Genomic DNA, 12,789 nt, shown 5'->3' on the forward strand with positions numbered 1-12,789 from the left:
TGCACGCGGCATGGCTGGGTCAGTCTTCCGACCATTGCCCAATATTCCCTACTGCTGCCTCCCGTAGGAGTCTGGCCCGTATCTCAGTGCCAGTGTGGGGGACCTTCCTCTCAGAACCCCTAAGGATCGTAGCCTTGGTAAGCCGTTACCTTACCAACTAGCTAATCCTACGCATGCCCATCTTAAACCGATAAATCTTTAATCATCAAGTGATGCCACTCAATAATACTATGGGGTATTAATCCGGATTTCTCCGGGCTATCCCCCAGTCTAAGGTAGGTTGCATACGCGTAACGCACCCGTGCGCCGCTCTAGGTCAAGTATTGCTACTCAACTTGCCGCTCGACTTGCATGTATTAGGCCTGCCGCTAGCGTTCATCCTGAGCCAGGATCAAACTCTCCATTGTAAAGTTAGTTCCGACTTATATTCCTATAGTCATTTTTATTCCTATAAGATCCCAGGTTTTTTGCTGTTTAAATTTCTTTCATTCGTCCAATACTTCAAAGAACTTCTCTATCACTTTCGATAGTTCGTAAGTAGCCTTCACCACTCATCTTGCACTCTTAAATCTTTTCTGTTTTCCCGAACAGGATTGCAAAGGTAAGAAGAATATTTTTTAAGTCAACAATCCGTGATGGATTTTTTTGGACTTTAATCTAAGTCTCTGAAAATGTGAATTTTTATTTTTTTTTAAACTCCAATTTATTTTCAGATAACAAAACTTCAAACGCTGTAGAAGAAAAAACCCTACCATTTGTAGGGTTTAAAGTGACCTCGTCAGGATTCAAACCTGAAACCTCCTGAGCCGTAATCAGGTGCTCTATTCAGTTGAGCTACGAAGCCATTTGGGACTGCAAAAGTAATGAGGGAATTCTAATTTCCAAAAATAAATGCAGATGTTTTTTTTGAAATTTTTTTAATGTTTGAACCACTTAAGAATAATTAAGATAAAAGAAACCCAATTAATAAGATGTTTTTCTAATTTAGGGCCCGAATTCAAATCAATTATAGCTTTCATGAAAAAATTACTCTTGTTCATATGTACCCTAGGAACATTTTTTACCACTGTAGCCCAAGAAGAAGAACGTACGAGAACCCCCATAGGTGGAAGACCAGATCTTAAAGGTGACTTGTTTGTAGAGTTTGGTTTAAATGTACTCAACAACCGTCCTTCTGAACTCAACACTCGATTGATGCGCTCCCGTACATTTAATGCTTACTATCAATTGCCAATCAATTTATTTGGCGAAGGGTCTGGATTCACATTCAATCCTGGTTTAGGCCTTGGTGTAGATAAATTTAACTTCACCAATAGAAGGAACTTATTCAATAATCCTGAGGTAGGACCTAACTCCAGTAGATTACTAGATGTGACGACAGTATATGGAGAGGATATTACCGTACAAAGCAACAATTTTACTGTAACTTACTTTGATGTTCCACTGGAATTCCGCTATCATTTCAACACTAGAAATTATAATAAGAGTTTTAAAATTGCGTTAGGAGCAAAAGTAGGATATGCGCTCAAGGCTCAAACCAAGGTTCGTTTTTCAGATGAAAATGAGTTGACGAGACAGATAAAAGATAGGCAATCTTTCGGGATAAATCCTTTCCGCTACGGAATATATACTAGAATAGGTTCCGGAGGTTTTAATGTATGGGCACACTACGCATTGAACTCCTTGTTTGAAGCAGATTTGGGTCCTTTTGGGACAGAGGCTTCCCAATTTAATTTTGGTATATCTGTAGCACTATTTTAAAAACATCGAAACCGGCTTAGTCCGGTTTTTTTTATATCAAATAATAAAGTGGGAAAAAGTTAAGTGCGAACCCTAACAAAAAGCCAGCAATAACTTGGTGCGGTGTATGTGCATTTAAGTACAGTCTACTTGATGCTACCAGCCCATTCAATAAAACAATTCCTATCAGATAATTGACCAATTGCAATTGAGGTGCCTTAAACGCAAAAGCACTTACGACTCCTAAAAAACCTGCCATCGCTACCATGTGTGCACTGATTTTCCAAAAATAAGTGACTGTAGTGAGCAATACTAGTGCAATCGTGATGATGGATAGCAAAAACACCAACGGAGGAGAAGCCTGAAGCTTGAGATGGAAAAAATAAGTTGCCATCATATACAAAACGGACACAGATACGAATGGAAGAAACCTATCCTCTTTTTCCGGCAATTGAAATGAGGGGATTAACTTAGACCAACGCATGGCCATCAAGATCATCATTGGGATAACCAATGTTGTCAACGCTACTGCGGAAAGCACCTGATTGAATTCGTAAGCAGGAATTTTTAGCCAAAAAGAGGCCTTGGTCGCTACAAATAAAATGATGAGCGTTGGTATGACCAACGGCTGCAGTAAATAGGATACGATTAGGGCACCTTTTTTTGCCAATTTTATAACTCCTTCCTTAATCTAGCCACCGGAATCTGGAGCTGCTCTCTATATTTGGCAACCGTCCTTCTGGCAATGTTATAACCCTTATCATTTAATAATTTCACAAGTTTGTCATCCGAAAGCGGTTTTCGCTTATCCTCGTGATCCACCATTTCTTGCAACACACTTTTGACTTCTTTGTTTGAAACATCTTCTCCAGAATCAGTCGCTATTCCCTCAGAGAAGAAATATTTGAGTGGATAAATTCCAAACTCTGTTTGAATAGACTTGCTGTTAGCGACTCTGGAAACCGTAGAAATATCCATTTCAATCTTCTCAGCAATGTCCTTTAGGATCATGGGTTTTAGTTTGGTTTCATCACCTTCATAAAAAAACTCGGTTTGATAATCCAAAATAGCTTGCATAGTCCGCAGAAGGGTTTGTTGGCGTTGCTTGATCGCATCAATAAACCACTTGGCAGAATCTAATTTCTGCTTGACAAAACTGACAGTTTCTTTGAGCTTTTTATCTTTCTTATCACTCTTATCGTAGGCATCAAACATTTCTGAATACGAACGCGAAACCCTCAGTTCGGGAGCATTCCTTGAATTAAGCGTAATCTCCAACTTTCCATCGGTATTTGTCAAAATAAAGTCTGGGATAATGTATTGGGTTTTCACCAAACCATCAGATACCCCTCCTGGCTTTGGGTTCAGTCGAGTGATCATATTGACAGCATCTTTCAACAGTTCATCCTCGATATCCAATCTTTTTTGGATTTTATCGTAATGCTTTTTCGTAAACTCATCAAAATTATCTGCTACTATTTTAATGGCTGTTTGCACGACAATATCCTCCGGATGCTCTTTTCGTTCCATTTGAATAAGCAGACACTCCTGCAAGTTTCTAGCCGCAATTCCTGCCGGGTCAAAGGATTGGATCTTGCGCAATATCTCTTCAACTTCATCAATATCTGATTCGATATTCTGACCAAAAGCTAGGTCATTGATAATGGCCTCTAGGTCTCTGCGGATATATCCATCATTTTCTATACTGCCAATCAACTGAAGTCCAATCAATTTTTCCCGCTCATTGAGTTTCAAAAAACCTAACTGACTGATTAATTGCTCTTGCAAGGAAACTCCACTAGACAGGGGAATATCACGATCATCATCGTCCTGCAAATAATTCCCATCTCCTTGCATTTTGTACCCCCCATAATCCTCACTGAGATAGTCATCTATATTGATATCCTTATCTTGTTCCCCTTCATAGGAGTCCTCAAAATTATCTCCATAATCCTCCTCTCCCGCCTTCGGGTCTTCTTCCCTTCCTTCTTCCAAGGCTGGATTAATTTCCAACTCCTCCTCTACCCTAGCCTCTAATTCAGCAGTAGGTACTTGCAACAGCTTGATAAACTGAATCTGCTGCGGAGAAAGTTTTTGAGAAAGTATCTGACTTAAATGTAATTTCTGCATAGTATTTCTTAGAAGAATATTCGCGCACTCAAATGGTCCTATTTACTTGCGATGATTCAAATTTAGGAAATAAGAAGTATTTTTTGATAAAAAGCGTATTATATCGTTTTTTTGCATTCCCTACGAAGGCAAGACCTCACGTAAGCATTTAATTTAAGCTTTTAAAAACCAAGAATATGGCGTTCAACAAACGAGTGAAAATACAAGAGCTCTTTACCCAAAATCAAGAGGGCAAGGAGATTGTACTAATGGGTTGGGTAAGGACCAAACGAAGCAATAAAAATGTTTCTTTTATCGCACTCAATGACGGGTCTACGATCAAAAACTACCAAATCGTAGCCGATCCTAACAAAATCGATGAAGAACTCCTCAAAAAAGCTACCACTGGGGCTTGCTTGAAAATTACGGGTACTGTGGTGGCTTCCCAAGGTGCTGGGCAATCTACAGAGTTGGTAGCATCGCAGATAGAAGTCCTAGGCGAAGCTGATGCCGAAAAGTATCCCCTGCAGCCTAAAAAACACTCTTTAGAATTTTTAAGAGAAATCGCTCACTTACGAATGCGAACCAATACCTTTGGTGCTGTCTTCAGAGTAAGGCATGCCTTGGCTTTTGCTGTACATAAGTATTTTAACGATAAGGGCTTTTTCTATATCCATACGCCTATCATCACTGCTTCAGATGCAGAAGGTGCAGGGGAGACCTTCAAGGTGACAACCTTGGATTTGAAAAACCCTCCCTTAAATGAAGATGGATCGATCAACTACAAAGAAGATTTCTTTGAGCGCGAAACCAATCTAACCGTATCTGGACAGTTGGAAGGTGAGTTGGCGGCTATGGGATTGGGTGAAATCTATACCTTTGGACCAACATTTCGTGCAGAAAATTCCAATACTGCTCGTCACTTGGCGGAATTTTGGATGATCGAGCCGGAGATGGCATTTTACGATGCAGAAGATAACCAAAATCTGGCCGAAGACTTCCTAAAGTATGTCATCAACTATGCCTTGGAAAACTGTCAGGATGATTTGGAGTTCTTAGACAAAAGAGCAGCTGAGGAGGAAACTTCCAAAAAAGCAGATCAACGGTCCGAAATGGGACTATTAGAGAGGTTACAGTTTGTGGTCACCAACGAATTCCAAAGACTGACATACACGGAGGCTATCGGTATCCTTAAGAATTCGAACCATAACAAGAAAAAGAAATTCCAGTATGTAGTAGAAGATTGGGGCGTAGACCTACAATCCGAGCATGAAAGATACTTAGTGGAAAAACATTTCAAAAAGCCAGTTATTTTAACAGACTATCCAAAAGAAATCAAGGCATTCTACATGCGCCAAAACGATGATGGTAAGACTGTCGCTGCAATGGACATCTTATTCCCAGGCATTGGTGAAATTGTGGGTGGTTCACAGCGAGAAGAGCGCTTAGATAAATTGACCCAACGCATGGAAGAGATGCATATCCCAACCGAAGAAATGTGGTGGTATTTGGATACCCGTAGATTCGGGGCTACCCCACATGCCGGCTTTGGTTTGGGATTTGAGCGCTTGGTTCTATTTGTGACGGGTATGGGCAATATCAGAGATGTCATCGCCTTCCCAAGAACTCCCGGACACGCGGAGTTTTAAAAGCCCTTATAATAAATCCCCCAAACTCTTCTGGGGGACTTGAATCACTTATAAAATCGTCTCAACTCCAACCTCTAAATCAGCTAGATTGGAAAATTCGATATTTGCCAACTTATGATTAGTTAATATTTTTTTAACTCGTTCTGTAATAACTATACCCCAATGATTCTGAGGAAGAAAAAAGTCAGAACCATCCCAGGAATCCATATCAGGATAAACACCTTTATAATATTTACATAAAGGGCCAGTTGAAACTAGTCTTCTCTCAATAACCTCACTTTTTTTATAATCTATTGACCCGCTTCTACCTACAATCGAAAACCCATGGTATAAATTTTGAATCTTATCGCCAGTTTCATCAAAAATGTCAACAGGAAATGATTTCCAACCAGTAAGATTATTCTCTTCCAAAATAAGCTTCATACGATCCGAAATCAAAAACAACACACCCCAACCAGTGCCCACTAGGTCACAATGTCTTTTTCCTGAAACATGTTTGAATTTAATTGGAAATTTAAACGATTCAAATTGCCCCTCCAACAAAAGCATTGCATGTGTTTTCCCCTGATCATAAACATCCCCTTTCAAATCTATAGAATTTACTATAAATGAATTAGATGACAACTTGGTAAATAAATAATAAAGGTTTTCAAAAATCATTTTTCTATTTTTAATATAATTGTGGCAAAATCTTTAAAATAAAACGGCAATCCCATATTTAGCCATTTCAGTTCTAGCAAAATTAAGAATTTGATTCGTAGTTGCATTCGGGTTATTAGCAATAAATATTCTCCAAGCTTGATTATAAGCATATGCAGTTGACTGGTGAGAAGCTGTAGGCCACCAAGTGCCATAGCTTGGATTATGCACGTTTATTCCTTTTGAAGTAAAAAAACTAGAAAACTCACTAGTCTGTGGAAAAACATGATGCGCTTGCGCACCTGAAGGATTCATTCCAGTCTTCAGTGTCAAATTCGACCTAAAATTATTTGAAGTAAATGATTTAAATACTACATTATTATTTTGAGTTGCATATCTTGAAAAAAGCTGAAATGTCTTGTTTCTAGCAATTGTAGTTAAATTTGGATTCCATATACCCAAGGTTAATATCATCCCAACGTTATCAATACTAAAAATATTCATCATAAAAAGGCCTTTTTGGCGCAAATAAAAATTGTTAACAAGAATATTTATTTCGCTTACATCACCTACTTTAAGACCAGGGGTAGTTAAAAGTTCTTCAATTATATTCACAAAGTCCCTTCCACCATGTGTCCTCAAATAGTCTAACTGTGCTCTTCTTCTATCCTCTGGATTTGTTACTGGAAACGGAATACAATCAGATGCAAAATTATTAGTATGGTCACAGACTCCGTTAGAGGTCCCAGAGCCACCTCCCGTTGAGCCAAAAGCTCCAGATCCTGGCCCGCCACCTCCTGAACCTTCGCCACTCGGACCTGATGGGTTGGGATGGGTTGGCCAATTTGCGCCTCCACTACCACCCGATAAATCTATCGGATTATGACAGCTTATCACAAAGATTGATTAAAAAGAATTTACAGCTCCATCTGATGAAGTTCCATAATATGGATAATCAATCCAACTTCCGGAACATGTCATTAACATATTTTCAGTGGCCATCCGCTTGCTAGGTTCTTCTGTCTTGTATTCAAGTGTTTTCACAATCAACCCATCTTCGACCTCAAAGCTTCTTAAATGCACCTCTGAAAAAGTAAATAGATCAATCCGTCCCGACCAATCTGAAGGAATCACATGGTAAGTCATTCCCTCGGATTTTTTACCATAACTAAAATATCTCGCTACCCATATCGAGTAGCCAATTTCAGAGTTGGTATGTTCGACAAATAAAAGTGCCTCTTCTACTAATTCTGAGCTAGCACCTCCATATTTTTCAAAAAAATCAACAGGAACAATGCCACTCAAATTCTTAATGTTAACCTCGATTACCTTACGACCATCAGGAAACGAATATTCAGAAAAATTTGACCAATCAGGTTCTTTATCAAAAAATGGCAAAATTAAATCTTTGCTGAATTCTCTATGATAAGGGTTGCTTTTATGAACTTCCAGTAAGTTTTTATTAGTTTCAAACCATCCTTTTACTTTGGCTATTTCATTAATCTCTACAATGCTTTCAGGTGCTAGTTGCACAGCATCATCAATACACGAACCTAATAAGAAAGTAATAAGAAAATATAATGATAAACACGAGGGTTTCAAGTAAGTAAATACTTGACAAAAACCTGATATTAACTTCTTCGGTCCACAAATTAGACTTCTAATTCGAGACGAGAGACATCACCGTGTGTGTGTGTGTGTGTGTGTGTGTGTGTGTGTGTGTAAAGCGCTTTTCCATATTACAATAGTTTAAACAAATATGTACTAAACTTAGTTATTTGAAAGTTAAAAATCAAATCATTAAGCTTTTTTAATCTTAACCCTAAATTGCGAATTTCGAAGTTAAGGTAAATAACTATGCAATCGGTTTATGAACAATAACAGATAAAGCTACCACAACCGAATAAAAAAAAATCCAAAGACATTCAAAAAATAAAAACACGTATCTATCCCATCATTACTTTGTCAGTGAAAGAGGATTGAATTTGTTTCCCATGCATCCCGATAATCCTGAATTTAATGAAAACGAACTAACAATCCATACATTTGATTTCAGCAGTCTACTCAAAAAATGAGCGAATAAAATCTCTTTGAAAAAAATCAACCTACATCCACCACCTTAATCCTACGAATCAAAGGCAAACAAAGCAAGCTCAGCACGATAGCAATATAACCCACTTTCTCAAAATTCAGCAATTCCCCATTCACCCCTTCAGCTAATATCATTCCTGCCAAAAAAGAAGCCGCTCCGGCAGCTAATTGCTGTACGGCGGAGTTGAAACTGAGGAAGCTCCCCCTGTTTTCGGGACGGGCAGTCCCTGTAATCAACGCTGCTGCGGGTACCATTCGCCCATTACTGGTGATAAAAAAGAATGTAGATACCAATAATACATAAGGAATTGGAGTGACTCCTAGATGAGTAATAATCCCAATAGGAATTACATTCAAGGTCATAAATACCGTAAAGACTTCTACCTTACCATAGCGATCAGTCAATTTACCTACCCAAGGAGAGGTGAAAATGGTCAGCAGTCCTCCAAAGATGTAAATATAGGTCAGTTCCATGTCCGTAAAACCCACATTGGCCACCATATAAGGGCTTAGAAAGGGGATAATGGTAAATTGTCCCAACATCATCATGATGGTCAAGGTAATTGCCCGCATTTGATTGGCATTTCCTGTCACACGTTGGACTACTTGTAAAGGGCTTGGCTTGGCTTTCCCTGTATCAAGATGAGCTGTAATACTTGGAATAAAACGATAAATCAACGCTAGGATTACTAAAGAAAGACCCGCCAAAAAGAAAAAAGGAGCATGCCAATTGGTCAAACTCGCGATAAACAAGCCAAAAGGAACACCAAAAACTGAGGCAACCGAAAATGCTGCCATCACCAAACCCATGGCTCTGCCTCTGCGCTCGTCTGGCACTACATCACCTATAATCGCTAAAATCAATGCAGAAGTCAATCCTCCAAACACCCCCGATACAATACGAGAAATCAATAAAATCGGATAGTTGGGAGATAATGCGCAGGCGATCGTTCCTAACAAAAATCCAACAAATACCCAAAGTAAAATTTTCCTTCGATCGTATTTATCCAAAAAAAATGCCCCTAAAAAACTACTCAACCCCGCACTGAAGGTATAAGAAGATACCAAGAGCCCAAATGCACTGGGACTGATTTCAAAAATACGCATCAATTGAGGCCCTAAGGGCATCAAAATCATAAAATCTACGATGTGCGTGAAGTTGATGGCTGCAAGCGTCCAAAGAATCGCTTTTTCCTGTTTCATAAAATTAATAACTGCTAGAACAACTTGATGATACTAAGAAAAGTTCTCTTATTCTATGCCCATTTCTATAAATGACTGAGGAATTGCTCGAATAATATCCGATGCAATTAAACCTCGATTTTTGGTTCGGGCTGCTATGTCTCCAGCCAAACCATGATGATACACCCCTACTAATGCTGCATGTATGGGGCTATAGCCTTGTCCCAAAAAGCTAGTAATCACCCCCGTCAATACATCCCCTGAGCCTGCAGTTGCCATGTATTTATTACCGCTCGTATTGAAAAACTGTTCTCCTTGTGGGCTGGAAATACAAGTAAATGCCCCTTTCAAAACGACAATCACATGATTGCGTATTGCAAAGTCCTTAGCTTTTTCTAGCCGGACCAGGTGATTTTCACAAGGACCTACCAAACGTTCAAACTCTTTCAGATGTGGTGTGAAAATAGAATTGGAAGGTATTTTTTTCAATAATTTTGGATATTTGGCTATTAAATTGATGGCATCTGCATCTAACACGAGTGGGAAATCATATTTCTCAAATAAATGTGCTATTTCTTCAGGATGAAGAGTAGTACCCCATCCAGGGCCTACACCTACTGCATCCAAGTCATCCAACAAATCTGTGGTGTACATAATCTCAGGAAATGCTACCTGACAGATCAGACGCTCCTCTGCCGGTATATTGGTGTATACCAATCCAGAACCTGTCCTCAAAGCTGCTTGGGAAGCCAATAAAACTGCCCCTACTTTGCCTTTACTTCCACCGATCAACATTACTTTCCCCATATCTCCCTTATGAATAAAATCACTTTTCTTTAGATGAAGGGGATAAACATCTTCTCTCTGTAAAAGGTAATGGTTACCTTCAAAACTTTGAAGAAAACTAGTCGGAATACCGATATCTACAATCACCATTTTGCCAGTGTATGCGGCATGTTCTGGAAAAAGCAAGGAAAGCTTTGGAAATTGAAAGGTAACTGTAATGTCTGCTTCAATTGCATCTCCATTCAAAGGTCCATCAGCAGGCAGTCCAGAAGGAATATCAATCGCAATTCGTTTACAAGACAATTCATTTATCCGCTGTACAGTTGATGCCAAAATCCCTGATAATGGCTGGGATAAACCAACTCCAAGTAAAGCATCAATGATAATGGATGAGGCAGCTATTTGCCAATCGAATTCATGAATATGAAAACACTGAATGCCGGCTGGCAGCCTTTTTAAATTTTTCTGATTATCTGGAGAACACTCTTCTAATGGGTACATATTTACCAAAACCACAGAAAAGCCAATCACCGAAAGTAAACGGGCAATGGCAACACCATCCCCCCCGTTATTTCCCTTACCTGCAAAAATGTAAATTTTAGACTCTCTGCAAAAATTTTGACTCATAAACCAATCCGTGAAAGCATAGGCAGCTTGATCCATTAATTCCCATGAAGATATACCTTGTGACTGAATAAAGGCACTATCTAAAAGGCTAACCTGTTTTCCTGATAAAATCTTAAGCATGAGGAGGAACAATTGGAGATGAAAGCGATTGCTTCGGAATCTTGATTGTTAGCAAAAATCCCAAACCAATCAAGAAGAATAACCCTAAGGCTAATGAAGAGTTTCGCATACTACCAGATAGTTGTTCGATAATACCATAAGAAAAGGTTCCTACAACAATGGCGAGCTTTTCAGTGACATCAAAAAAACTAAAATACGAAGCATGGAGCGTTGTAGTTGCTGGAATCAACTTACTGTAGGTGGCTCTAGATAAGGATTGAATCCCCCCCATAACAGAACCTACGACAAATGCCAACGAGTAAAATTGATATTCTGTCTCCACATAATAAGCTCCTCCACAGACAAGCACCCAAATCAACACCATCACTATGAGCGACAATTTATTACCATACAACTTGGAAATAAAGGCAAAGAAATAACTGCCACCAATCGCCACAATCTGAATAATTAAAATCGTCAAAATCAATTTATCACCTGCCAGTCCCAATTCTTTATCTCCAAAAGAAGCCGCCAAAAAGATAACTGTTTGTACACCCATGCTGTAAAAGAAAAAAGCTGCTAAAAAACTTTTAGTCACCTTAGTGTTTTTTACCGCCTGAAAAATCACACGAATTTCATGATACCCCTTCCATAGCAATTCTCTTGGGACTTTCTTTTTGTAGGGATTATCTGGTAGAAATTTAAATGTAATTTGAGAGAAGCCTGCCCACCACAAACCTGTGATAAGGAAAGACCATTTGGATGCTTGCGCTGCATTTTCTAAACCAAATAATTCTGGCATTTGGATCATGACCAAATTCAGAACCAATAAAATGACTGAACCTATGTACCCTAAGGAAAAACCTTTAGCGCTGAGAAAATCATACTCATCAGGATCTGCTATTTCAGGCAGATATGCATTATAAAACACCAAACTTCCTGCATGACCTATACTTGCTATCACTGCACAAAGGATACCGTACTCCAAATTAGGCCCATCAAAGAAGAAAAGCCCCATACAGGCAATGGAACCCATATAGGCAAAGACTTTCATAAAGAACAGTTTCTTTCCACTTGCATCAGCCATTCCGGACAAAAGAGGGGAAATAAATGCAATCATCAAAAATGAAAATGAAATAGAATAGGAGTACAAAACAGTATTTACTACCTCAATCCCGAAAAAGCTAACCGTATAATCCCCTTCCTCAGATGTTGTGACTGAGTTGAAGTAAACAGGGAAAATAGTCGATGTAATGACTAAACTATAAACAGAATTTGCCCAATCATACATGGACCAAGCAAAATGTACTTTCTTTTTTTCTTTACTTTTGACAACTGCCATGTGTACAAATTAAAAAAGCTACTCCCGAGAGAGTAGCTTTTACGTAAAATTAAATACTTATTAATCTTGTTCCAATCTTCCTGTTGAAGCATACATTAACTTACGGGCATCTGCTTCTCTTAATTCAAATTGAATATCTGAAATAGGACCCATTTTTACTTCTTTATCAGCTTTCATGGAAATGGTGATTTGATCTCTTTCAGCCTCAGAGAGTGCGTCCTTCTCTTGGTTGACCCACAACAAAATATCTTTGGCACCAATCAATACATCATTTGCTTGTATTCTTGGCTCAGTACCATAGAGCGCTGTATTTTTAGGCTTTCCAACGTAGAGATAAGAAATCAATGTTTTCTTTTCCAATTTTTGAAGCTGCGTCATCTGAGGAAGTTTCTGCTCAACCAAAATATCAGATTCTCTCAAAACCGTTGTCACCATGAAGAAGAACAACAACATGAAAATGATATCTGGCAAGGCCGAAGTAGGAATACTTTGGGATGTGTTGGTTTTTTTCTTAAACTTTGACAT

At 38.8% G+C, this 12,789-nt stretch carries 11 protein-coding genes, 1 tRNA gene and 1 rRNA gene (1 of these 13 only partly in view); 2 read left to right on the forward strand and 11 right to left on the reverse strand.

From position 1 onward, the window contains the following. Together IPZ59_RS00460 and IPZ59_RS00465 are read right to left on the reverse strand one after the other, a co-directional pair. Nucleotides 1-407 (reverse strand): 16S ribosomal RNA (locus tag IPZ59_RS00460); it reaches 1,121 nt to the left of the window's first position. A gap of 363 nt (nucleotides 408-770) precedes the next feature. Next, nucleotides 771-844 (reverse strand) — tRNA-Arg (locus IPZ59_RS00465). A 173-nt stretch (nucleotides 845-1,017) separates the two neighbouring features. Here IPZ59_RS00465 and IPZ59_RS00470 point away from each other — a divergent pair. Next, the gene (locus IPZ59_RS00470) at nucleotides 1,018-1,761 is read left to right on the forward strand and encodes a porin family protein (protein ID WP_236137927.1); all 744 of its coding nucleotides are present in this window, start codon (nucleotides 1,018-1,020) and stop codon (nucleotides 1,759-1,761) included. A gap of 31 nt (nucleotides 1,762-1,792) precedes the next feature. Here the strand turns inward: IPZ59_RS00470 and IPZ59_RS00475 are convergent, their stop codons facing one another. Beyond that, nucleotides 1,793-2,410: a phosphatase PAP2 family protein gene (locus IPZ59_RS00475; protein ID WP_236137928.1), complete on the reverse strand. Its 618-nt coding sequence runs from the start codon at nucleotides 2,408-2,410 to the stop codon at nucleotides 1,793-1,795. Nucleotides 2,411-2,412: 2 nt separating this feature from the next. Next, entirely contained in the window at nucleotides 2,413-3,870 is a 1,458-nt protein-coding gene (gene rpoN, locus IPZ59_RS00480) for an RNA polymerase factor sigma-54 (protein ID WP_236137929.1), read from the reverse strand. Between the two features lie 176 nt (nucleotides 3,871-4,046). On the opposite strand from rpoN, the gene asnS reads away from it, so the two are divergent. Further along, nucleotides 4,047-5,498, forward strand: coding sequence for an asparagine--tRNA ligase (asnS, locus tag IPZ59_RS00485; RefSeq protein ID WP_236137930.1), 1,452 nt, complete (start codon nucleotides 4,047-4,049; stop codon nucleotides 5,496-5,498). A 48-nt stretch (nucleotides 5,499-5,546) separates the two neighbouring features. On the opposite strand, the gene IPZ59_RS00490 is transcribed toward asnS, so the two are convergent. The 7 genes from IPZ59_RS00490 to IPZ59_RS00520 all read right to left on the reverse strand — a co-directional run bounded on the left by IPZ59_RS00490 (nucleotide 5,547) and on the right by IPZ59_RS00520 (nucleotide 12,789). Then, the gene (locus IPZ59_RS00490) at nucleotides 5,547-6,158 is read right to left on the reverse strand and encodes an imm11 family protein (RefSeq protein WP_236137931.1); all 612 of its coding nucleotides are present in this window, start codon (nucleotides 6,156-6,158) and stop codon (nucleotides 5,547-5,549) included. A 33-nt stretch (nucleotides 6,159-6,191) separates the two neighbouring features. Continuing rightward, complete coding sequence (locus IPZ59_RS00495; RefSeq protein ID WP_236137932.1) at nucleotides 6,192-7,034, reverse strand: DUF2380 domain-containing protein; 843 nt, start codon at nucleotides 7,032-7,034, stop codon at nucleotides 6,192-6,194. 9 nt (nucleotides 7,035-7,043) lie between these two features. Further along, nucleotides 7,044-7,670 (reverse strand): hypothetical protein, encoded by a 627-nt coding sequence (locus IPZ59_RS00500; RefSeq protein WP_236137933.1) that lies wholly within the window; start codon nucleotides 7,668-7,670, stop codon nucleotides 7,044-7,046. Between the two features lie 567 nt (nucleotides 7,671-8,237). Beyond that, complete coding sequence (locus IPZ59_RS00505) at nucleotides 8,238-9,431, reverse strand: MFS transporter (RefSeq protein ID WP_236137934.1); 1,194 nt, start codon at nucleotides 9,429-9,431, stop codon at nucleotides 8,238-8,240. Between the two features lie 48 nt (nucleotides 9,432-9,479). Beyond that, a complete protein-coding gene (locus IPZ59_RS00510; RefSeq protein ID WP_236137935.1) occupies nucleotides 9,480-10,943 on the reverse strand; it encodes an NAD(P)H-hydrate dehydratase in 1,464 nt (487 codons plus the stop codon). After that, a complete protein-coding gene (locus IPZ59_RS00515; RefSeq protein ID WP_236137936.1) occupies nucleotides 10,936-12,264 on the reverse strand; it encodes an MFS transporter in 1,329 nt (442 codons plus the stop codon). The genes IPZ59_RS00510 and IPZ59_RS00515 overlap by 8 nt, the downstream gene beginning before the upstream one ends. Before the next feature lie 60 nt (nucleotides 12,265-12,324). Beyond that, nucleotides 12,325-12,789: an ExbD/TolR family protein gene (locus IPZ59_RS00520; protein WP_236137937.1), complete on the reverse strand. Its 465-nt coding sequence runs from the start codon at nucleotides 12,787-12,789 to the stop codon at nucleotides 12,325-12,327.

It is taken from the genome of Mongoliitalea daihaiensis, from assembly GCF_021596945.1.
GTDB lineage: Bacteria > Bacteroidota > Bacteroidia > Cytophagales > Cyclobacteriaceae > Mongoliitalea > Mongoliitalea daihaiensis.